The sequence below is a fragment of the Gemella haemolysans genome (assembly GCF_028308085.1).
In the GTDB taxonomy this organism is placed as follows: domain Bacteria; phylum Bacillota; class Bacilli; order Staphylococcales; family Gemellaceae; genus Gemella; species Gemella haemolysans_D.
The window spans coordinates 1-22,465 of the sequence record NZ_JAQMFS010000053.1 but is presented as its reverse complement, the minus strand read 5'-3'; the positions used below and the strand labels follow the sequence as shown (position 1 = coordinate 22,465).

Here is a 22,465-nt window from a genome sequence, read left to right as displayed (position 1 = left end):
GATTTTGTCGAGTCACCCCCGCACAGTTTATTAGATATCTAAAAAGCTTTTATAAAGCGAATTTAGATATCAATAAACCACTGCGTCTATGAGTTCTCATAGAAACTTTGTTAAAATTTAGGACTTTTAGTTCAGCCCCTTTTTTTTATTAGTATTTAGATAGTAATTCTACTAACGCTTCTTTTGGTTGGTATCCAGTTTTTTCTTCTAATACTTCACCATTTTTCATAATTAATAGTGTAGGAATTGACATAATTCCATATTCACCAGCTGCTTCTTGATTTTCATCAACATTAATTTTGTAGAATTCAATGTTAGTTAATTCATTAGAAACCTCTTCTAATACTGGTGCTAACATTTTACAAGGACCACACCATGGTGCCCAAAAGTCAAATACTTTTACACTATCAGTTTTTGATAGTTCAAAAAATTCTTTATCTGTAATTTCTCTCATTGTTTCTGTCTCCTTTATTACTTATGTTTTTATTTTATAATATCATAGAAAAATATTCAAATTATTTGTCTTACTAATAATTTATTACATCATTGGCATCTGAGGTTGTATTGGCTCATCCTTTGAAACATCTGCTACTACTGCTTCTGTTGATAAGAATAAACTTGATACACTTGCCGCATTTTGCAAGGCAGAACGAGTTACTTTAGTCGGATCTACAATACCAGCTTTAATCATATCAACCCATTCTTCAGTAGCAGCATTAAATCCATATCCTACTTCAACTTCTTTCAGTTTAGCCACGATAACGCTACTCTCTAATCCAGCATTTTCTGCAATTTGACGAACTGGAGCTTCAAGAGCTTTTTTAATTATGTTAATACCTGTTTGTTCATCACCAGTTGCTTCTAGTTTTTCAACTTCAGAAATAACTTGAACAAGTGCAGTTCCACCACCTGGAACTATACCTTCTTCTACCGCTGCACGTGTTGAATTTAACGCATCTTCAATTCGAAGTTTTCTTTCTTTTAATTCAGTTTCAGTGGCAGCACCAACTTTAATAACTGCAACCCCACCCGAAAGTTTCGCAAGTCTTTCTTGTAGTTTCTCACGATCAAATTCAGAACTTGATTCTGCATATAATGCTTTTATTTGTTGAGTTCTACTTTCAATTTTTTCTTTATCACCTTTACCACCAACAATAACTGTATTGTCTTTAGTAACATTAACCTTAGCCGCTTTACCTAGCATTGTAATATTAGCATCTTTTAGCTCAAGACCTAAATCATCAGTAATTAATGTTCCACCTGTTAAAATAGCAATATCTTCTAAAATTGCTTTTCTTCTTTCACCAAATCCTGGAGCTTTTACAGCTACAACATTAAACGTACCACGAAGTTTGTTTACAACAAGTGTAGCAACAGCTTCTTGCTCTATATCATCTGCAATAATTAATAGTGGTTTAGCAGCAGCAACTACTTCTTCAAGTACTGGTAAAATTTCTTGAACCGCACTAATTTTCTTATCCGTTACAAGGACATAAGGATTATCTAAGTCAGCAATCATTTTCTCAGTATCACTAACCATATAAGGAGATAAATATCCTCTGTCAAATTGCATCCCCTCTACTACTTCTAACGTAGTTTCAAGTCCTTGAGATTCTTCAATAGTAATAACTCCGTCATTACCCACTTTATCCATAGCTTCTGAGATGAATTTTCCTATTTCTTCGTCAGCAGCAGAGATTGCACCTACTTGAGCAATTTTATCCTTAGAATCAACTGTAACACTAATCTCACGAAGTCGATCCACAGCGACTTTTACAGCTCTTTCCATACCTTTTCTAATTCCAATTGGATTAGCTCCGCTTGTAACATTTTTTAGACCTTCAGTTATCATTGCTTGAGCAAGTATTGTCGCTGTAGTTGTACCATCTCCTGCAATTTCATTTGTTTTATTAGCAACTTCAGCTACTAACTTTGCTCCCATATTCTCATATGGGTCTTCCAGTTCAATTTCTTTAGCAATTGATACACCATCATTAGTTATTAATGGCGAACCAAATTTTCTATCTAATACAACATTTCTCCCTTTTGGTCCTAATGTTATTTTTACAGCATTCGCTAATTTATCCACACCAACTTTCATCGATTGACGTGCATCTTCTGAAAATTTTAATTCCTTTACCATGATTCCTCCTATAATACTAAAACATCTCTTTATTTAGATACGAACTTAATCTTCAATAACAGCTAAAACTTCTTCTTCATTTACTAAAATATATTCTTCATTTTTGAAGTTAACTTTTTTATAATTATCCGAAAATACAACTTTGCTTCCAGCAGTTAATTCCCCCTCATTATCCTTTGATAATAAACAACTTTCCCCTAAAGCAACTACTACAGCAATATTAGAAGTTTCTTCTTTAGAAGCCAATACTATTCCACTAGTCGTTGCTTTTTCTTCTTCTACTTTTTTTAATAATACATTATCAAATAATGGTTTAATCATATTAATAACCTCTTTAAATAATTTTTTTCTATATATCTTCTGAAATATATAATAAAACAAAAGTCAAAAAAAGTCAAATCATAAAATTCAATAGGTGATATATAATAATATTCAATTTAATTTTAAAATAAATATTTAACAAAAATGTTTATAATTAAAAACATATTTTCCTTAAAGATAAAACGATAACAAAGCCATTCTAATCATTTTATTGAAGCATATTATTTTTATATTTTGGTGTTATATGTTATAATACTATTTGTATAATAATACAATAGAAATTATACGGGAAAATTTTAATATTAATTTAGGAGGAAAATATATGAAATATGTAGTTGTTGGAACATCTCACTTCGGTTACGAAGCTGTTCAAACTATCTTAAAAAACGAGCCTAATGCTGAAATTCACTTATACGAAAGAGGAGCTGGGGCTTCATTTATGGGTTGAGGTAGCCAATCTTATTTAGATGGGACATCTAAAGCGTTATCTGAACTACACTTTGCAACAGAGGAATCTTACCGTTCTCAAGGTATTAACATCCACTGTAACAGTGATGTTGTAGGATTAAACTCAAAAGAAAAATATGTTGTTGTTAAAACACCAGCTGGTGAAGAAAAACAAAGTTACGATAAATTATTATTAAGTCCTGGTGGAGCTGCAATTAAACCTCCATTCGAAGGAATTGAATTAGAAAACATCCATACTTTCCGTGGACCAGAAGACACTCAAGCTGTATATGATTGTATGCAAAACAGTAAAAAAGCTGTTGTAGTTGGTGGTGGATACATCGGTCTTGAAGTTGCAGAATCTTATGCAAAACACGGTATCGATGTGACAATCGTTGACTTCGCACCAAGAATCTTAAATACATACTTAGACCAAGAATTAACAGACATCCTTACTGAAGAAGGTGCTAAGCACAACCTTAAAGTTCGTGGTGGAGAAAAAGTTCTTTCATTCAAAGGTGAAAACGGAAAAGTTACTTCTGTAGTAACTGATCAAGGTGAATACGAAGCAGATACAGTTATCGTATCTGTTGGTGTTCGTCCAGATGCATCTTGGTTAAATGGAGAATTAGAAATGACAGAACGTGGTTTTGTTGTTACTAACGAATATTTAGAAACTTCTGCTGAAGATGTATATGCTGGAGGAGACTCTACTCTTCTTCCATACGCTCCAACACGTGGAGAATTACCAATAGCTCTTGCTACTCTAGCTCGCCGTCAAGGTGTAGTGGCTGCATTAAATGCTATGGGTACAAAAACTAAAATGCCTGCAGTAAACGGTACTTCTGCATTATCATTCTTTGATTACAAATTTGTAAGTACTGGATTATCTCAAAACGGTGTAGGTCTATACGACGGTAAAGTAGCTTCTAAATATGTAGAAGAAAGAATCTACCCTGACTTCATGAGAAAAGAAAACAATCTAGTTCACATGAAAGTTTACTATGATGAAGATACTCACAGAGTTCTAGGAGCTCAATTTATGTCTAAACACGACGTTTCTAGTGCTATCGCAGCTTTATCAATAGCTATCGCATCAGACTGGACATTAGAACAATTAGCACTTGCTGATATATTCTTCCAACCAGAATTTGACCGTCCATGGCACTTCATTAACGTACTTGCTATGGCAGCTCTAGACTACAAACTAGGTGGAGCAGATAAATTACTATTCTAGTATAATGAAAAAAGTTCACAGAAAAATTTCTGTGAACTTTTTTATTCTGAAATTACTTGATCTAAATTTGATACTATTCTCGCTCTTCCCTGTACTTTAAAGTTTACGATATTATCAAAAATATTTAGAATAATAACTTCTCCCTTATTTAATATTTCTAGAGCTTCTTCATTATTGGTCTTCTTAGTAATAACTTTTACATTATCTACTTCTGCTCTAATAATAATATAACTACTCTCCTTCATAATCTACTCCTTATATTACCAGTTATTTTTATAACTTAATTTTATATTGAATATCTTTTACTAATTCTGTGTCTTCTAAGAAAATACCAGTTTTTTTACTAGTCACTGTTTTTGATCCGATTTTCTTGATTCCACGCATAGCCATACACATATGTTCCGCTTCAATAATTACATACACACCTTTTGGTTGTAATTGTTCTTCAATTGCGTTTACTAACATAAGCGTCATATCTTCTTGAATTTGTAGTCTACGACTAGCACTCTCAACTAAACGCGCTAGCTTACTAAGTCCTGTAATCTTTTTATTATTTGGAACATATGCTATATGACATACCCCATAGAAAGGTAGCATATGATGCTCACATAATGAATAAAACTGAATATCCTTTACTAAAATAGGTTCATCATTATCTGATTCAAAAAATGTATTTATCTCTTCTTTTGGATCTACATTTGTTTTAGATAATAATTCTTCATACATTTTTACACATCTTTTAGGTGTATCCAGTAATCCAGCTCTTGATGTATCTTCACCAATATTTTCTAATAATGTTTTTATAAGTTCTTGTGATTGTTCTTTATTTTTCAAAACTATCCTCCGTTTTTATAAAAAAAAGAGCTACTAAGTAGTAACTCCTCTTTTTGAATTAAATTGTTATTATTTAACTGCGTCTTTAAGAGCTTTACCAGCTTTGAAAGCAGGAACTTTGCTTGCAGCGATTTCGATAACTTCGTTAGTTTGAGGGTTACGTCCTTTACGTGCAGCTCTTTCTCTAACTTCAAAGTTACCAAATCCGATAATTTGGATTTTTTCACCTTTAGCTAAAGTTTCTTCAACTGTTTCTACGAATGCTTCGATAGCAGCAGTTGCTTGTTTTTTTTGTAGTCCTGATTTCTCAGCAACTTTTGAAATTAATTCTGATTTATTCATTAATTCTTTACCTCCATTATTGAGTAACGGTTCTACCGTTTCACTTATTAAATATTACCATATAAATCGCTAATAATCAAGGTTTTATTATATAAATTTAGCCTTTTTTAGCATTTTTTCTATATTTTAATTAGTAATTTTCAAATTATTTTATCTTTCTACTAATACGTAAACTTATTTATTCAAATTTATTTAATTCTTCTGCGGCCATCTTATTCATAAGGTTGTTAACACAGTCTTTTATACTAAGTCCTTCATACAATACTTTGTATATATTTTCAGTAATTGGCATATACACATCAAACTTCTTAGACAAGTAATAACATACTTTTGTAGTTCTCACACCTTCAGCTACCATATCTAATTTTTTAATAGCTTCTTCTAATGAATATCCTTGTCCTATTAAATAACCGCAATTATAGTTTCTTGAATGTTTAGATGTACATGTTACTACTAAGTCACCTATTCCTCCAAGACCTAAGAACGTCATTTCATCAGCACCTAGTTTTTTCCCTAATCTTGTTATCTCGATTAACCCACGTGTTAATAATGCTGCTTTAGCATTATCCCCATAAGCCATCCCATCAATTATTCCACATCCAAGGGCAATTATATTCTTTAAAGCACCACCAACTTCAACACCAATCAAATCTTTATTAACATAAATTCTAAAATATTTATTATGGAAGATTTCTTGTGCTAATTTATTTAATTCATCATTTTTTGATGCAATAGCAACTACTGTAGGGTTTCTTAAAATTAACTCTTCTGCATGAGATGGACCACTAAGCACTCCCACACCTTTAAGTTTATCACTATCAATTTCATCAGATATAACCTCTGACATCCTCTTGTTAGTATCCATCTCTAAACCTTTAGATACATGGATTATATATTTTGGTTTATCTAAATATTTATTGATTTCCTTTGATACTTCTCTCATCACTTTTGTAGGAACTGCAATAACAATTACATCTGCAAACTCAACTGCTTCTTTTAAACTACTAGTAGCAACAACTTCCTTAGGTAAAATAGCATTTTTTAAATATCTACTGTTTGTGTGATGTATATTAATTTCATCACGCGATTTCTCACTTCTTGAATATAATAATAGTTCATGCCCATTATCAACAACAGCCTGAGATAAAGCTGTTCCCCAACTTCCTGAACCTATCACAGATATTTTCATCGTTCTGTCCTCACTATATTTTATTCTTTCTATCATTATATCAAATTTTTTTAAAATATACATTAATTTTACATTAAAGCATGAATTAATCTTTCCTTAATAACTATAGTAATATTTAAATTTACTATACTATTTTTTTCCTTAGAACTATGATATAATTTAAGCATAATAATAAAAAGGAGGTAATTTTATGAATTGGTTTGAAATTACTCTAATAGATGGAAATCGTGGATTAATCAACTTAAACAATATCGTTGATGTTTGGAAAGGACTAAATGATGAGTATGCCACTATTTCTCAAGTAAATGGAGAAGAAATTGAAGTGCCTGCATCAGAATATGATAGGTTAAAACGTGCTTTAGATATGAAAGGATACGTATTAGGAGGATTCTAATATGGCTAGATTTTTAAAAATATTTCTTACTTTATTATCAATTACTGCAATTGCTATAGGATTATATTATTACTTCAATGGCTCTTTTTCATCGACAAATGGTGATCAAGTTGATGATAAAACTAATATAGAAAATATAGTGAAAAGCGATTCATCTTCTCAAGAAAAAATTGAAGGAACTGTAGTAGCTAAACGTTCTACAGAAAACAACTAATTTTACGAAAGGATATTACTATGAAAAAGAAAACTTTAAAAAAACTAACAAGCTTATTTCTTACTTCGACACTTATTCTTTCTACATTAAGCGCATCAAGTATAAATATAGTAGAAGCAAAAGGTTCTTCAGCAAGGCCTAATGCATCAAGATCAAGTTCTAAGCCTAGTTCTTCTAAACCATCTAGTAGCAAGTCAAGTTCTAAACCTACTACTTCAACTGCTAGTAGTAAACCAACTACAGGAACTAAAAAGAACTTTTCAAATAGTACAAATGGTTCATATAATAAAGATTACAATAGTTACAATAATCAAGGATATAAAAGACAATACACAGACTATATAAACAATAACTATAGAACTAGTGGTTTCTTTTCTGGAAGCACTATAACTAACGCTCTTTTATGGTATACACTATTTAATTCTGCAACTTCACACAATCATGTTCAAGCAAGTGATAAGCAAAAAGAATTAGTCGACAATGTAAAAGATTCGAAAGTTCCAGTTTATATGCTTGAAATTAAAACTAAAGATGGTGAAACAAAACACGTTACCGTTACAAAAGAACAATATGAAAAAGTTAAAGAAGGGGATAATATCTCTTTAGATAACGGAAACTTAGAAATTAAAAATCAATAATATTTAATCTTGTTCAAGAGTATAAGAGTACTCTTGGACATTTTTTAATTAAACATATCATACAAAAAAACTTTCGAAATAGTTTCCTACTTCGAAAGTTTTTTTAATTTTATTCTTCTGAATATTTAGCTTTACGAGCTGCTTTTTCACGAGCTGCTTTATCTAATTCTTTTTTACGTAGACGAATTGACTCTGGAGTTACCTCTAAGTATTCATCATCACTTAAGTACTCAAGACTTTCTTCTAAAGTCATAATGCGAGCTTTTTTAAGTGTTACTGTTTGGTCTTTTGTAGAAGAACGTACGTTTGTTTGAGCTTTAGCTTTTGTGATGTTAACTGTTAAGTCATTTTCACGGCTGTTTTCTCCAACAATCATACCACCATATACATCAGTACCTGGTTCAATAAATACTGTACCACGATCTTCTAAACTTGAGATAGAGTATGCTGTAGCTTGACCATTTTCTAAAGCTACTAATACACCATTACGACGTCCACCAACACGTCCTTTTTGCATTGGTTGGTAAGAGTCAAATGTGTGGTTAATAATACCATATCCTTTAGTCATAGACATGAATTCTGTAGAGTATCCGATAAGTCCACGAGCTGGAACGTTAAAGATAAGACGAGTTTGTCCATTTCCATCAGCTTGCATATCTACCATATCACCTTTACGTTGCCCTAATGATTCAATAACAGCACCAACACTTTCATCTGGTACATCAACTTGAACACGTTCAACCGGTTCGCAATCTACACCATCAATGTTACGGATAATTACTTCTGGTTTAGATACTTGAAGCTCGTAACCTTCACGACGTAAGTTTTCGATAAGAATTGATAAGTGAAGTTCCCCACGTCCACTTACTACCCAAGAATCACTTGTATTAGGTTCTACTCGTAATGAAACGTCTGTTTCTAATTGTTGCATTAATCTATCTTCTAATTTACGAGCTGTAACAAATTTTCCTTCTTTACCAGCAAATGGTGAGTTATTAACTAAGAAAGTCATTTGTAGTGTTGGTTCATCAATGTGAAGTACTGGTAATGCTTCTTGATGATCTGTTGGACAAACTGTTTCCCCAACGTTAATATCATCCATACCACTTACTGCAACGATATCCCCTGCATGCGCTTCTTGAATTTCTTCACGTTTTAATCCAAAGTAACCAAAAATCTTAGTTACACGGAAGTTTTTAACTGTTCCGTCAAGTTTCATAAGAGAAACTGATTCTCCTACTTTCATACTTCCACGGAATACACGTCCAATACCAATACGTCCAACATAGTCATTATAGTCTAATAATGCTACTTGGAATTGAAGAGGTTCATCACTATTATCTTTTGGTGCTGGAACATAATCAATTACTGTTTCATATAAACATTGCATGTTTTCTTCTTGAGCACTTGGATCACTTTCTAAAGAAGCTGTTCCATTAATAGCAGATGCATAAACAACTGGGAATTCAAGCTGTTCATCGTTTGCTCCTAATTCGATAAATAAATCGATAACTTCATCTACTACTTCTTCTGGGCGAGCTGAAGGTTTATCAATTTTATTTACAACAACGATTGGTTTTAAGTTTTGTTCTAAAGCTTTTTTAAGAACGAAACGTGTTTGAGGCATTGTCCCTTCATAAGCATCTACTACTAGAAGAACACCATCTACCATTTTCATAATACGTTCTACTTCTCCACCAAAGTCTGCGTGTCCTGGTGTATCAAGAATATTAATTCTTTTACCTTTATAATCAATAGCTGTATTTTTCGCTAAGATCGTAATTCCACGTTCTCTTTCTAAATCATTAGAGTCCATTGCTCTTTCTTCTACATGCTCATTTGAACGGAAAATTCCTGATTGTTTTAATAATTCATCAACCAATGTTGTTTTACCATGGTCAACGTGAGCTATAATTGCAATATTTCTAACATCGTCTCTTAATTGTACTGACATTTTTTTCTCCTTGTTCTTACTTTATAAAACATACTAAATTCTCGAATACATTTTATTTAATCTAACTTAACAATAATACCATTATTTCATCTTATTGTAAACAAATATACTAGCTAAAACTCTATAATTTACGATATTTTTTTTCGTTAGCACTTTCAAAAAAAAGAGATCGAGTATGACTCGATCTCACTTAAAATTATTCTTTTATTATGGGTGTACTGGAATCATCCATCCAAGTACTCTAGTTGATTGAAGTGCGACGATAGCACACACAATAATTAATAGGATGAAACTGTGTTTAACTGTAAATTTAAGTAAGTCTGACTCTCTTCCTACTAATCCAACCGCTGCAGCTGCTACTGCGATAGATTGTGGAGAAATCATTTTACCTACTACTCCTCCAGATGCGTTAGCCGCTACTGCTAATAGTGGATCCATTCCTACTTGGCTAGCTGTAACTTGTTGTAATTTAGCGAATAGTAAGTTAGCTGATGTATCAGAACCAGTGATGAATACTCCAATCCATCCAAGTGCTGGAGATAAGAATTTAAATGCTCCTCCAGTTGCCGCTAAAGCATATCCTAGAGTATTTGACATACCTGATGCATTCATGATGTAAGCAAATCCTACTACGAAACAGATTGTTAGTAATGCAATTTTAACTTCATTAAATGTTTGCGCGAAAGTTATAGCTGCATCTTTCCAACTAATTTTAATGATAAATTTAGATATTATCGCTGCTACTAAGATTGCTGTACCAATTGATCCTACTAAATCTAACTTGAATACTGCAGCTATTTCTTTACCAGATACTGAACTGATAATATTGTTGTGAATAAATGGAACCTTCGGATTTAAAGCAATTGTTTTGAAGAATGCTTTAGAAGATTTCATAGTCCATAAGAAGATAATCACTGTTAATACTACGAATGGTGACCAAGCTACTAAAACCTCGTTTAAGCTGTGTTTTGCTTTAACATTGTCTTTTCCATCAACTTCTTTTTCATCAGCAAATCTCCAAGTTGTTTTTGGTTTCCAGAATTGAAGTAAAACAACGATTGAAACTAATGATACTAATGAAGAAAGAATGTCAGGTAATTGTTCTCCCATATAGTTAGAACTTATGAATTGTGCTATCGCAAATGACCCACCAGATACTAATAATGCAGGCCATACTTCTAATGTTTTCTTAAATCCAGCCATGATTAATACTAAGTAGAATGGAATAAAGATAGACACTAATGGTAATTGACGTCCAATCATCGCTGCGATTTCAGCAGCTGCGATTGGTGATCCATTTGCATAAGTTGCTAATCCATCCATAGCTGTTACCGGTGCTCCAACTGCTCCGAATGCTACTGGCGCAGTATTAGCGATCATACAAACACCTGCAGCATAAAGTGGTTTAAATCCTAAACCTACTAATAATGAAGCCGTGATTGCTACCGGTGCTCCAAATCCTGCAGCTCCTTCTAAGAAAGCCCCAAATGAGAATGCAATGATTAATGCTTGGATACGACGGTCATCAGTTAATGAAGTAATACTGTCTCTGATAATATCAAAGTGACCAGTTTTAACTGTCATTTTATATAAGAATACTGACGTTAAAATAATCCAACCGATAGGCATAATACCGTATACCATACCGTGAATTGTTGAGAACGCTGCGAATTGGAATGGCATTTTAAAGAATACGCATGCAATTACAATTGCTACTAATAAAGTTAAAAGTCCTGTTAACCACCCTTTAACTTTAAATCCTGCTAGTGCTACTAAGTAAAACACAATCGGAATTAATGCAACAAGTGCAGAAAGATATAAATTATCAGCAACCGGCTGTAATAATTGAGTGAATTTTTCCATAAATACACTTCTCCTTTGTATAAATATATTTTGTTTGGTTTGTGAAAATCTATTGTTTTTAACTACCAAATAATATGTTAACTAAAAATAAAATATTGTAAAAATTCTTAACTGTTTATTCTAAAGACTATTTCTCTCCGTCTCTTTAAATCAGATATATAACAGTTTTTTTGCTGTTACATTTTTTACTATTTAGATATAATAACTCTTTTAGATTTGATGGTAATTTGTCAACGATTTTCTTGTTTACATTAAATATTGTAGCACGCTTTCATTTAAATGTAAAGCGTTTTTTTAGTTATTTTTACAACGTTCTTAAAAAATCCACTAATACCAAAGAAAATAATATATATTTTTTTGAAAAAATTAACGTTGTTTTTTTATAACAGTTCTATTTTAAGAAAATATTAATTATTAGAATCCATATCATAAAGTAATATTCTTCTATTATTTTATACTTCATATAATAAAAAAACATATTGTAATAAACTTTATCACAATATGTTTCTCTATATTTTTTATAAAATAATACGTAGTTTTTTAATATTTTTGTTTGTCTTTTAATACTCTATTAATTTCTTTATTTGCTTCTTTTTGCTTCAGTACATGACGTTTATCATAATTCTTTTTACCTTTAGCAACCCCTATTAATAGCTTAGCATAGCCATTTTTAATATAAAGTTTCAGTGGAACAATACTCATTCCTATTTCATTTTGAATATTAGTTAATGAAGCTATCTGTTTTTTCTTTAGTAATAATTTTCTTACTCTTAATGGTTCATGATTAAATCTATTTCCCTCTTCAAAATGAGAAATATGCATATTATAAACAAACATTTCACCTAATCTTGTTTGGCAATAAGAATCCTTTAAATTAATTCTTCCACGGCGGATTGATTTTATTTCTGTACCAGTTAAAACTAAACCTGCCTCATATGTTTCTTCTATGAAATAATCATGATTTGCTTTTTTATTCTGAGCTATTACTTTAATTTCTTTATTCATAATATCTTCCTCTACTTATTACTTATTATTGATTTATGTTTTAATATTTTAAAATCTATCTCCTGATTTTCTAAATCAACATTTGCGACTTTAACAATGACCTCATCTCCAAGTCGGTATACTTTTTTCTTTCTTCTTCCAATTAATATCATATTTTTTTGATCATACGTATAATAATCATCATTCATAGCTTTAATATGAACTAAACCTTCAATATTACTTCTCTCTAACGTTATAAATACTCCAAAGTTAGTAACACTAGAAATAATTCCTCTGAACGTCTGTTCTTGATATTTAAGCATATACTCACACTTTTTCATTCTGTCAACTTCACGTTCACAATCTACAGCTCGTTTTTCATATTCTGAAGAACTTTCTGCCAATTCTGGTAGTTTTGTTATGAATCTATCAATAGTTTTATCTGATACGTCTCCATTGAATAAATAAGTTCTTATCATTCTATGTACCAATAAGTCAGGATATCGTCTTATTGGCGATGTAAAATGAGTATAATATTTTGTAGCTAATGCAAAGTGTCCAATATTATTTGTAGAATATCTAGCTTGATTCATAGTTCTTAGTAAAATTGTAGAAAGCATCGGCTCTACCACTTCACCCTTGAATTTTCTAAGCATATTGGCAAGAATATAAGGTTCAATTTCGTCAATTTTCCCTTTTGTTCTATATCCTAGACTAGCCGCAATATCAAAAAATTGTCTAAGTTTTTCAACTTTTGGCTCTTCATGAATACGATAAATGAATGGTACTTGCATCCAAAAGAAATGCTCTCCAATAACTTTATTTGCACTTAACATAAAATCTTCAATAAGGCGTTCTGATATACCTCTTTCTCTCAACACTATATCTAGTACTTCACCATTCTCATCTACAACAACTTTTGATTCCGGTTTATCAAAATCAATTGCACCTCTATTTTCTCTATTTTTACGAATTTTTTTGGATAATTCTAGCGCTATATTTAACATCGGCACATAGTCTTTGTATTCTTCTATAACTTCTTTATTTTCTGCATAGACTTCATTAACCTTTTTATAAGTTAATCGACCTTTAGATTTTATTACCGCTGGATAGATATCATAACTCTCAGGATAACCTTTGGAATTAAAATCAATATCACAACAAATGGTATACCTCATTACATGTGGGTTTAACGAACAAATATTATTAGATAATTTTCTCGGTAGCATTGGTACAACTCTATCTGCTAAATAAACACTACATCCTCTATTGGCAGCTTCTTTATCTAATGGACTATCTTCCGTAACATATCTACTGACATCGGCTATAAAAACTTTCAATCTATAACCTTTTTTAGTTTTAACTACCGAAACGGCATCATCTAAGTCTTTTGCATCATCTCCATCAATTGTAACTACCATTTCATTTGTACAATCTATATATTTATCTTCAAGTTTAATCTCTTCGCTAATTTCTTCAGTTTGTTCAACTACTTCCTTTGGAAATTCATTCGGGACATTATGTTTATATATCACTGAAAGAATATCAACTCCTGGATCATCTTTGTGACCTATTGACTTGATTATTATCCCTTTATGATCTTCAAAGCTGACCTTAGAGTAATCAGTAATTTCAACCAACACCTTAGTTCCATCAACTAAATTGAAGTTCTTCGCATTAGTTATTTTTATATATTTTACAATATTTTTATCATCACTTTTTACAAAAGAGAAAAATTTTCCATTAGTTAATGTTCCAACTGTATACTTAGTATTTCTTTCTAGTACTTTTTGAACAATACCTTCTAGATTACGATCATCTTTATATACACTATCAACTTTAACTAAAACAACATCACCAGTCATGGCACTTTGAGTAAATCCTTTAGGTACATAGACTTCTATTCCTAAATCAGCCGAATAAACAAATGCAAAGCCTTTTTGATGTAATCTAATTACCCCTTCTACTTCTAAGGCCTCTTTGATATAAAGAAATTTCTCATTAGGTAATTGAGTTATCACTAATTTTCTTTCTAACTTTCCAACATTCTTAACTAACTCAACAAATTCTTTTGCTGAATCAATATTTAATTTTTCTTTTAAATCTTCAATACTTAAAACTTTATCTTCTTTGAATATTTTTTCAATTTTTTCTAACATATAATCCTCCTTTTTTAGATTATACAACATATAATTATTTCTATAAAAATAAACCTAAAATGAAATTACATTTTAGGTTTATCATTGTTTAGTCTATAATTTTAACCAAGTAAGACACACTAGTGTTATAAAAAATATTAGTCCTAGTACTATTGTAATTCTTTGTAAAACTAATTCAGCACCTCTTACTTTTTGTTTTCCAAACAGTTCTTCTGCTCCACCAGTTAATCCAGATAAACCTCCAGATTTACTTTCTTGTAATAAAACTACTACAATTAACAGAATACTGCTCACTATTGCTATTGTCATTAAAAAAGTGTGCATACTCTCCTCCTAAAATAATCATTCGTTAATACAATACAATTTATATTAACACATTTTTTCAAAAAAAGCAAATTTATTAAACAATTCTTGTGAATATTATTCTTCCTGAAGATGTTTGTAGTACACTTTGCACTTCAACTTCAACAGTTTTACCTACGGCACGTTTACCATTTTCAACAACAATCATTGTACCGTCTTCAGTATATGCTACACCTTGATTATTTTCCTTACCTTCTCTTAGAACCTGAACTTCTAATTTTTCGCCTGTAGTTAACATAGGTTTTACAGCATTACTTAAATCATTAACATTTAAAACCTTAATAGATTGTAAAGTAGCAAGTTTATTAAGGTTATAATCAGTTGTTATAATAGCACATTTATATTTTAAAGCATAGTCAATTAGTAGATTATCTACACCTTTATGCTCGTTATAATTGTATTTATTATCAATCTCAAGATCAATTTCTTTCATTTTTTGAAGGTGCTCAACACAATCTAACCCTAATCGACCTTTTGCACGTTTTAATGGATCTTCCGAATCTGAAATTAATTGTAATTCTTTTAATACAAATTCAGGAACTATAATTTTCCCTTCTAAAAACCCAGTTCTAGCAACATCTTGAACTCGTGAATCTATTAAGGCACTTGTATCAACAACTTTAGCTACTACTTTCTTAGTTTTCACTTTAGTTTCTTTTTCTTTTGGTTTAGATCCAAATTTAAACGCTGTAAGTATATTTAAAAATTCACCTTCACGTCTATATCCAAGTACTAATCCTAAGTATCCAAAAACAATATAAATCACAGCCGAAATAATTCTACCCATTATTCCCACACCAGCTATAACATCTACTCCTGATGAAAGTAAACTAGCTAACAGTAATCCAAGAATTAATCCTATTGTCGTGAAAACAATTTTTTGTATTGGTGTTCTAGTAAGACGATCTTCGATTCTTTTTAACATTGCTACAAATCTATCTGAAAATAATAAAGACATTAATACAAAAAATACTGTAGTTCCAATTGTAACAATGATTCTTAACATCGTCTCACTCATTGAAGTAAATATATTATAATAAATCAATGCACTAGTTGTTAGTGTTCCAACAGTTATTCCTAGAAAAAAGGAAATTGTAATTAAAACTTTTTTCAACATGAAAATCACTCCTTTAAATATTTAATTGTAATTTAAAATTATTAATTATTCTCTAATAATTTTATATTGTATGATAGAGAGATATAAAACATCTCTTCTAACTATTCTACTACATTCTACTTAAAATTAACATAATTAAATTCAAAATAATTTAAGTTTTTTTATACTAATAGATGAATAGAGAAATAAATATACTAAATCTCTACTCACCTATAATTATTTATTTAAAAAACATTGCTAAAAGCTATGTCTAAACATTCTCTAATATCTTTTACCGGTATTATTTCAATCCCATCTGGAAAATCAGAATTTTTCATATTACCGATTGGCACTATAACACGTTTAAATCCATGTTTTTTAGCCTCATTGATTCTTTGTTCAATTCTACTTACTCTTCTCACTTCTCCAGTTAATCCAACCTCACCAATGAAACAATCATTCATATTAACCGCAATATCTTTAAAACTTGAAGCAACAGCCATAACCACACCTAAGTCTACTGCAGGATCATCAATCTTGACTCCACCTGATACCTTAACATAAACATCTTGTTGTTGAAGTAGATACCCTGCTTTCTTCTCAAGAACAGCCATTAATAGAATTAATTTATTATACTCTAATCCAGTAGAAATTCTTCTTGGGTTATTAAAAGCAGTTGGTGTTGTTAATGATTGAATTTCTACAAGAAGTGGTCGGCTACCTTCCATTGTACTTATAATTGTTGCCCCTGCAAGATTTTTGCTTCGTTCCTCAAGAAACATCTGAGAAGGGTTTGCTAAATCCTCTAGTCCACTATGTTTCATTTCAAAAATACCAATTTCATTAGTAGATCCAAAACGATTTTTTACTGCTCTAAGAATTCTGTAACTATGTTGCCCTTCTCCTTCAAAATATAACACTGTATCAACCATGTGTTCAAGCATACGTGGTCCTGCAATAGTTCCTTCTTTAGTAACATGCCCTACTATAAATATTGCTATATTTAAACTCTTAGCAATCTTCATAAGTTGTTGTGTACATTCTCTAACTTGAGTAATACTTCCTGGAGAATTTTCTAGGTTAGGGTTATAAATTGTTTGAATTGAGTCAATGACTAAAAACTGTGGTTTTATTTTTTTTACAACTTGATAAATTAAATTTAAATCAGTTTGCGCATAAACAAACAGTTCATCCGTGTTATTTTTTAACCTATCAGCTCTTATTTTAACCTGTCTCACAGACTCCTCACCTGTTACATAAAGAACATCGTGTTCTTTGGCTAAATATGCTGATATCTGAAGAAGCAATGTAGATTTACCGATACCTGGATCTCCACCTAAAAGGACTAATGATCCTCCTACAACTCCTCCACCTAAAACCCTATTTAATTCACCGCTATCTGTAAGTGTTCGTGGAACATCCTGTGTAGAAACTGATTTTAGTTTCCCAGCTTCTACACGTTCTGTATCATTTATTTTAACTTCAAATTCTGTATGTTTAGTAGCCTTTTTTGCTTCAACTACTTCTTCCATAGATGCCCATTTTTTACAATTAGGACATCTTCCCATATATTTTAAGCTTTGGTAACCACAGGCATTACATTCGTATTTAACATTTACCCTTGCCATAATTACCTCTTAGTTTTCTTTACAACAAAATTATCATTTTTATAATCAATATTAATAGTTCCAGTTAATTCAGGATTTCTTAATAGTTCTTCACTTAATAAGTCTTCAATATTTTTTTGAATACTACGTTTTAATGGACGTGCTCCGTATTCTTTTATACTACCGTCTTCAACGATTTTAGCCATGGCTTTTTTCGTAAGTTTAATAGTAATATCTCTATCTGCTAATCTCTTAGATAATCCATCAATTAATAACTCAGAAATTTTTTCTAATTCTTCTTTTTCAAGAGTTTTGAAGACAATAATATCATCTATTCTATTTAAGAATTCTGGACGATATTGTTTTTTCAATGCTTCCATCATAGTATTCTGAACATTTTTGTAATCATTTTTAATTGATTCACTTCCACCAAATCCTACGAATTTTTGATCATTTAGTTCACTTACTCCAACATTTGAAGTCATGATAATGATAGTATTTTTGAAATCTACTACGCGACCTGAAGCATCTGTTAAACGTCCGTCATCCAACACTTGTAATAGAATATTAAAGATCGATGGGTGAGCTTTTTCAATTTCATCAAATAGTACTACAGAATATGGTTTTTGACGAACTTGTTCTGATAGTTGTCCTGCTTCCTCATATCCCACATAACCTGGAGGAGCTCCCACAAGTCTACTAATTGAGTGTGGTTCCATATACTCACTCATATCAATACGTATCATATTATCTTCTGAACTAAACAATGCTTCAGATAAACTTTTCGCAAGTTCTGTTTTCCCTACCCCTGTAGGGCCTAAGAAAATAAAACTTCCTATCGGTCTATTCGGTGCTTTGAACCCACTTCTCGCTCTTCTAACTGCTTTTGCTAGACTTACTACAGCTTCATCTTGTCCAATAACTCGTTTGTGTAAAATTTCTTCTAGTTTTAAAAGTCTTTCACTTTCTGTTTCTGTTAATTTAGTAACAGGTACACCAGTCCAAGCAGCAAGAACTTCAGCTACATGCTCAGCACTAATTTTAATTTTATCTTTTGATAAACTGTCTTGCCAAGAAATTTTAAATTGTTCAATTTTACTAATTACTTGGTTAACTTCATCACGTTTTTTAGCTGCTATTTCGAATTCTTGATTAATTACAGCTCTATCTTTTTCTTTATTTAAACGACTTAATTCATCTTCATATTCTTTTAATTTTTCTGGAGATTTATAAAATCTTAATTTAACTTTAGAACAAGCTTCATCGATAAGGTCAATTGCTTTATCTGGTAAACATCTATCAGTAATATATGTTGTACTTAACTTAACCGCTGCATCTAAAGCTTCATCTAAAATTTCCACATTATGATGTTCTTCATATTTATGACGTAATCCTTCAAGAATTTTAATTGAATCTTCTGTATTTGGTTCTTCAACTTTAATCGGTTGGAATCTACGTTCTAAAGCTGCATCTTTTTCAAAATATTTTCTATATTCTTCAGTAGTTGTAGCTCCTATACATTGAATTAAACCACGTGATAATGCTGGTTTTAGGATGTTTGATGCATCGGCACTACCTTCAGTCCCTCCAGCTCCAATTATCGTATGAATTTCATCGATAAATAAAATAATATCTCCTGCATCTTCTATTTCAGTAATGATATTTTTTAATCTTTCTTCAAATTCACCACGATACTTAGTACCTGCAAGTAAAGTTCCCATATCTAGAACCATAACTCTCTTACCTAATAAATTACTCGGAACATTTTGAGATACTATTCTTTCTGCTAAACCTTCAACAATAGCTGTTTTCCCAACTCCAGGTTCTCCAATCAATACCGGATTATTCTTAGTACGTCTATTTAAAATCTCTATCATACGAGTAATTTCTTTATCACGTGCTAAAACCGGATCTAATTTGTTATTAAATGCATCTTTAGTTAAATCTTTAGCTAATGAATTTAAAGTTTTAGTTTTTGCTGAACTATCTTCTGGTGCTTCTAATTTTTTAAATCCATCAAATAATTTAGACAGTAATCCTTGGCTTTGTTTTAATAATTCAAATAGTTCCGTAATTAATGCATCAACATTAACTCCTAACTTATCAGTTAATAAACGAACCGCAGTCCCTGTTTTCTCATTAAGTAAAGATAATAGTAAGTGCTCGCTTGTAACTACAAAACTAGATGTATCATCTGCAAATTGTTGACTTTTTTCTATAGTTCTAACAGCTCCATTTGTATAATCTATCTTCATTAAAACATTACGATAAAAATCAGTACCTTCTAATTCTGCTTCATAAAAGTCTACTACGTTTTTTCTGAAGTCATCATAATAAACACCATATTTATTAAGTGTTTTACATGACAATGTATTATTCATACTCAACATAGCTAATAGTAAGTGTTCAGTTCCTACGGCCTTAACACCAAAATCATTAGCTTCTTCTTTTGCTGTCGTTAGCACCATAAGGGCCGTTTCATTAAATCTTATGTACATAACCTTATCCTCTCTTATTATATTTTATATTTGTTAAAAATCTTATTGTTAAATCTTTTAAATTCGCTTTTGTTTTAGAAATCATCTCTTCAGCACTATTTTCATCAATATGCTCTAAAAACTGATTATGCACTTCTGTAATAATCTCTACGCTATCTATAAAATGATTGTAATCAAATTTATCTATGTATTCTTTTTCAAGTAGAATTTTAGCTATTCTCATAGCTTCATCTACCTCTAAAATTTCATTATCTATTGTCTCAATTAAATAGTCTATGTAATCTTTATTTTTGTGAAGGGTTATTTTAGTAATTCTAATAAATCCTCCCCCACCACGTTTACTTTCTATAATAAATCCATGCTCCGGAGTAAATCTCGTTTTTATTACATAATTTAATTGGGATGGTACACAGTCAAATTTTTGTGCGACATTACTTCTTTTAATAATTATATGATCCTCTGTTGCCTCATTAAATAAGTTCATAATATATTGTTCAAGAATATCTGTCATATTATTATTCATAAGGGCACCTCCTTTATTGACTAAAATTGACCTTTATTAAATTATACTACATCTACAATATTTTGTACACAAAAAACATTGATTTTTAAGCCTAAACACATAAAAAAAGAGAACGTTTTTATAAAATCGAAATATTGTCTTAATCGATATTATAAAGTCATTCTCATTTTAAATTCTAATAAGTTTCTGTATCTAAATCATAATCTACAGTTAACTAATTATTTATTAATTTTTGATCTTCTATTAAATATTAAATTCATTATAATAGCAACTATTGTTCCTAGTACTATACCACTATCAGTAAACATACGAACAAAACTTGGTAATTGTGCAAATGCTGTTGGTACTGTAGTGACACCCAGTCCTAATCCCACTGAACAAGCTATTATCATAAGATTTTCCTGTTTAGCAAAGTCTGTATTACCTAACATCTTAACTCCATATGCTAGAACCATACCAAACATACTAATCATCGCTCCTCCCAATACTGGTTGAGGTACAATTGTAGCTAAAGCTCCGATTTTTGGAATAGATCCAAAAACTAGTAGTAAAAGTACCATTACATACATCACTTTTTTACTTTTCACACCTGAAATTTGCACAAGACCTACATTTTGAGAATAAGTTGTATACGGGAATGCATTTACTAATGAACCTATCATTACAGCTAAACCTTCAGCTAAGTAACCTCTTCGTAAATCAGGTTCTTTAACTTCTTGATTACAAATATTTCCTAGGGCATAATATACACCAGTTGATTCAATCATACTAACAATCCCCACTATAACAAATGTTAAAATAGCACTCATATTAAATTCAAAACCAGTAAATTTAAATGGTGTTGGATGTTGGAACCAACCCGCTTGTGATACTTCTGATAAACTCACCAATCCCATAAAACTAGCAATAACTGTACCAGATACTAATCCTAGAAGAATAGCAATTGATTGGATAAATCCAGTAGTAAATTTATATATTACTAAAATAATTGCTAAAGTAATACATGCTAGTAAAATATTTTTTGGATTCCCGAAATCTTTTGATCCTTCTCCTCCTGCAATATAATTCATCGCAACAGGCACTAAAGTAATACCAATAATCGTTACTACACTTCCTGTAACAACAGGAGGGAATAATTTAGCCACCTTCGCAAAAAACGGTGCTATTAATACAACAACCAACCCAGAAACGAAAATAGCTCCATACATAGTTGGTAATCCAGAACTATTACCTATAGCTATCATCGGTGCTACTGCAGTAAAAGTACATCCAAGAACAACAGGTAAACCAATACCTGTAAATTTACCTTTATAAACTTGTAGAAATGTAGCCACCCCACACATGAAAATATCAACTGACACTAAATAAGTTGTTTGTTCTGCTGAAAGACCTAATCCACCAGCCACAATTATCGGAACAATAACTGCTCCTGCATACATTGCTAGTACATGTTGTAAACTTAAAATAAAAGTTTTCAAAATTCTTATCTCCTTAGTTATATATTATTTTTTGACAAATATAACTATATAAATACAAAAAATCGCCTATAATTACTTATAGGCGATTTACAGATTGTTGACAAAACGACCAAAATATCAATGAACATATTGATGTTTTGGTCGTTTTTCAAAAAAAATAAGCCTTATGACTAAAGCATCA

The 22,465-nt window shown here is 31.0% G+C and carries 21 protein-coding genes; 4 read left to right on the top strand and 17 right to left on the bottom strand.

The window, feature by feature from the left end; translation table 11 throughout:
* Positions 1 to 148: 148 nt before the first annotated feature.
* From trxA to PNO30_RS03720, 3 genes are all read right to left on the bottom strand, one after another.
* Positions 149 to 454 (bottom strand): thioredoxin, encoded by a 306-nt coding sequence (gene trxA / locus PNO30_RS03730; protein WP_271965711.1) that lies wholly within the window; start codon positions 452 to 454, stop codon positions 149 to 151.
* 84 nt (positions 455 to 538) lie between these two features.
* Entirely contained in the window at positions 539 to 2,143 is a 1,605-nt protein-coding gene (groL, locus tag PNO30_RS03725) for a chaperonin GroEL (protein WP_271987209.1), read from the bottom strand.
* 45 nt (positions 2,144 to 2,188) lie between these two features.
* On the bottom strand, positions 2,189 to 2,464 hold the full coding sequence (locus PNO30_RS03720) for a co-chaperone GroES (protein ID WP_271965709.1): 276 nt from the start codon (positions 2,462 to 2,464) through the stop codon (positions 2,189 to 2,191).
* 322 nt (positions 2,465 to 2,786) lie between these two features.
* Here PNO30_RS03720 and PNO30_RS03715 point away from each other — a divergent pair, with 322 nt between their 5' ends.
* Positions 2,787 to 4,148 (top strand): NAD(P)/FAD-dependent oxidoreductase, encoded by a 1,362-nt coding sequence (locus tag PNO30_RS03715; protein ID WP_271987208.1) that lies wholly within the window; start codon positions 2,787 to 2,789, stop codon positions 4,146 to 4,148.
* Between the two features lie 41 nt (positions 4,149 to 4,189).
* On the opposite strand, the gene mtrB is transcribed toward PNO30_RS03715, so the two are convergent.
* The 4 genes from mtrB to PNO30_RS03695 all read right to left on the bottom strand — a co-directional run bounded on the left by mtrB (position 4,190) and on the right by PNO30_RS03695 (position 6,513).
* On the bottom strand, positions 4,190 to 4,393 hold the full coding sequence (gene mtrB, locus PNO30_RS03710) for a trp RNA-binding attenuation protein MtrB (protein ID WP_003146887.1): 204 nt from the start codon (positions 4,391 to 4,393) through the stop codon (positions 4,190 to 4,192).
* A gap of 28 nt (positions 4,394 to 4,421) precedes the next feature.
* Positions 4,422 to 4,982, bottom strand: coding sequence for a GTP cyclohydrolase I FolE (gene folE, locus PNO30_RS03705; RefSeq protein WP_060914163.1), 561 nt, complete (start codon positions 4,980 to 4,982; stop codon positions 4,422 to 4,424).
* A 69-nt stretch (positions 4,983 to 5,051) separates the two neighbouring features.
* Positions 5,052 to 5,324 carry an HU family DNA-binding protein gene (locus tag PNO30_RS03700; RefSeq protein WP_003144688.1) on the bottom strand — a complete coding sequence of 91 codons (273 nt, stop codon included), beginning with the start codon at positions 5,322 to 5,324 and terminating at the stop codon, positions 5,052 to 5,054.
* Positions 5,325 to 5,502: 178 nt separating this feature from the next.
* A complete protein-coding gene (locus PNO30_RS03695) occupies positions 5,503 to 6,513 on the bottom strand; it encodes an NAD(P)H-dependent glycerol-3-phosphate dehydrogenase (RefSeq protein WP_271965705.1) in 1,011 nt (336 codons plus the stop codon).
* 190 nt (positions 6,514 to 6,703) lie between these two features.
* Here PNO30_RS03695 and PNO30_RS03690 point away from each other — a divergent pair, with 190 nt between their 5' ends.
* From PNO30_RS03690 to PNO30_RS03680, 3 genes are read left to right on the top strand one after another with little or no spacing between them, the layout of a single operon-like run.
* On the top strand, positions 6,704 to 6,907 hold the full coding sequence (locus tag PNO30_RS03690; protein ID WP_271965704.1) for a hypothetical protein: 204 nt from the start codon (positions 6,704 to 6,706) through the stop codon (positions 6,905 to 6,907).
* 1 nt (position 6,908) lies between these two features.
* Positions 6,909 to 7,121, top strand: a complete 213-nt coding sequence (locus PNO30_RS03685) for a hypothetical protein (RefSeq protein ID WP_048802685.1) — start codon at positions 6,909 to 6,911, stop codon at positions 7,119 to 7,121.
* Between the two features lie 20 nt (positions 7,122 to 7,141).
* Positions 7,142 to 7,759 carry a DUF7489 domain-containing protein gene (locus tag PNO30_RS03680; protein WP_048802684.1) on the top strand — a complete coding sequence of 206 codons (618 nt, stop codon included), beginning with the start codon at positions 7,142 to 7,144 and terminating at the stop codon, positions 7,757 to 7,759.
* 109 nt (positions 7,760 to 7,868) lie between these two features.
* Here the strand turns inward: PNO30_RS03680 and typA are convergent, their stop codons facing one another.
* The 10 genes from typA to PNO30_RS03630 form a co-directional block, all read right to left on the bottom strand.
* Positions 7,869 to 9,713, bottom strand: a complete 1,845-nt coding sequence (gene typA / locus PNO30_RS03675) for a translational GTPase TypA (RefSeq protein WP_048802683.1) — start codon at positions 9,711 to 9,713, stop codon at positions 7,869 to 7,871.
* 207 nt (positions 9,714 to 9,920) lie between these two features.
* Positions 9,921 to 11,576, bottom strand: a complete 1,656-nt coding sequence (locus tag PNO30_RS03670; RefSeq protein WP_271987206.1) for an L-lactate permease — start codon at positions 11,574 to 11,576, stop codon at positions 9,921 to 9,923.
* Positions 11,577 to 12,116: 540 nt separating this feature from the next.
* Positions 12,117 to 12,581 (bottom strand): SsrA-binding protein SmpB, encoded by a 465-nt coding sequence (gene smpB / locus PNO30_RS03665; protein ID WP_048802681.1) that lies wholly within the window; start codon positions 12,579 to 12,581, stop codon positions 12,117 to 12,119.
* Between the two features lie 11 nt (positions 12,582 to 12,592).
* On the bottom strand, positions 12,593 to 14,719 hold the full coding sequence (gene rnr / locus PNO30_RS03660; RefSeq protein WP_271987205.1) for a ribonuclease R: 2,127 nt from the start codon (positions 14,717 to 14,719) through the stop codon (positions 12,593 to 12,595).
* Between the two features lie 93 nt (positions 14,720 to 14,812).
* Entirely contained in the window at positions 14,813 to 15,043 is a 231-nt protein-coding gene (gene secG / locus PNO30_RS03655; RefSeq protein WP_003146900.1) for a preprotein translocase subunit SecG, read from the bottom strand.
* 76 nt (positions 15,044 to 15,119) lie between these two features.
* Entirely contained in the window at positions 15,120 to 16,199 is a 1,080-nt protein-coding gene (locus PNO30_RS03650) for a PIN/TRAM domain-containing protein (RefSeq protein WP_271987204.1), read from the bottom strand.
* A 224-nt stretch (positions 16,200 to 16,423) separates the two neighbouring features.
* The gene (radA, locus tag PNO30_RS03645) at positions 16,424 to 17,806 is read right to left on the bottom strand and encodes a DNA repair protein RadA (RefSeq protein ID WP_271987203.1); all 1,383 of its coding nucleotides are present in this window, start codon (positions 17,804 to 17,806) and stop codon (positions 16,424 to 16,426) included.
* Between the two features lie 2 nt (positions 17,807 to 17,808).
* A complete protein-coding gene (locus PNO30_RS03640; protein ID WP_271987202.1) occupies positions 17,809 to 20,283 on the bottom strand; it encodes an ATP-dependent Clp protease ATP-binding subunit in 2,475 nt (824 codons plus the stop codon).
* A 4-nt stretch (positions 20,284 to 20,287) separates the two neighbouring features.
* Positions 20,288 to 20,806, bottom strand: coding sequence for a CtsR family transcriptional regulator (locus PNO30_RS03635; protein ID WP_102170210.1), 519 nt, complete (start codon positions 20,804 to 20,806; stop codon positions 20,288 to 20,290).
* Between the two features lie 218 nt (positions 20,807 to 21,024).
* Positions 21,025 to 22,284 carry a nucleobase:cation symporter-2 family protein gene (locus PNO30_RS03630; protein WP_271987201.1) on the bottom strand — a complete coding sequence of 420 codons (1,260 nt, stop codon included), beginning with the start codon at positions 22,282 to 22,284 and terminating at the stop codon, positions 21,025 to 21,027.
* Positions 22,285 to 22,465 lie beyond the last annotated feature (181 nt).

Bases quoted from the DNA above. Each gene is read 5' to 3' on its own strand.
- trxA (WP_271965711.1), bottom strand. From the start codon at position 454: ATGAGAGAAATTACAGATAAAGAATTTTTTGAACTATCAAAAACTGAT.
- groL (WP_271987209.1), bottom strand. From the start codon at position 2,143: ATGGTAAAGGAATTAAAATTTTCAGAAGATGCACGTCAATCGATGAAA.
- PNO30_RS03720 (WP_271965709.1), bottom strand. From the start codon at position 2,464: ATGATTAAACCATTATTTGATAATGTATTATTAAAAAAAGTAGAAGAA.
- mtrB (WP_003146887.1), bottom strand. From the start codon at position 4,393: ATGAAGGAGAGTAGTTATATTATTATTAGAGCAGAAGTAGATAATGTA.
- PNO30_RS03700 (WP_003144688.1), bottom strand. From the start codon at position 5,324: ATGAATAAATCAGAATTAATTTCAAAAGTTGCTGAGAAATCAGGACTA.
- PNO30_RS03695 (WP_271965705.1), bottom strand. From the start codon at position 6,513: ATGAAAATATCTGTGATAGGTTCAGGAAGTTGGGGAACAGCTTTATCT.
- PNO30_RS03690 (WP_271965704.1), top strand. From the start codon at position 6,704: ATGAATTGGTTTGAAATTACTCTAATAGATGGAAATCGTGGATTAATC.
- PNO30_RS03685 (WP_048802685.1), top strand. From the start codon at position 6,909: ATGGCTAGATTTTTAAAAATATTTCTTACTTTATTATCAATTACTGCA.
- PNO30_RS03680 (WP_048802684.1), top strand. From the start codon at position 7,142: ATGAAAAAGAAAACTTTAAAAAAACTAACAAGCTTATTTCTTACTTCG.
- typA (WP_048802683.1), bottom strand. From the start codon at position 9,713: ATGTCAGTACAATTAAGAGACGATGTTAGAAATATTGCAATTATAGCT.
- PNO30_RS03670 (WP_271987206.1), bottom strand. From the start codon at position 11,576: ATGGAAAAATTCACTCAATTATTACAGCCGGTTGCTGATAATTTATAT.
- smpB (WP_048802681.1), bottom strand. From the start codon at position 12,581: ATGAATAAAGAAATTAAAGTAATAGCTCAGAATAAAAAAGCAAATCAT.
- rnr (WP_271987205.1), bottom strand. From the start codon at position 14,719: ATGTTAGAAAAAATTGAAAAAATATTCAAAGAAGATAAAGTTTTAAGT.
- secG (WP_003146900.1), bottom strand. From the start codon at position 15,043: ATGCACACTTTTTTAATGACAATAGCAATAGTGAGCAGTATTCTGTTA.
- PNO30_RS03650 (WP_271987204.1), bottom strand. From the start codon at position 16,199: ATGTTGAAAAAAGTTTTAATTACAATTTCCTTTTTTCTAGGAATAACT.
- radA (WP_271987203.1), bottom strand. From the start codon at position 17,806: ATGGCAAGGGTAAATGTTAAATACGAATGTAATGCCTGTGGTTACCAA.
- PNO30_RS03640 (WP_271987202.1), bottom strand. From the start codon at position 20,283: ATGTACATAAGATTTAATGAAACGGCCCTTATGGTGCTAACGACAGCA.
- PNO30_RS03635 (WP_102170210.1), bottom strand. From the start codon at position 20,806: ATGAATAATAATATGACAGATATTCTTGAACAATATATTATGAACTTA.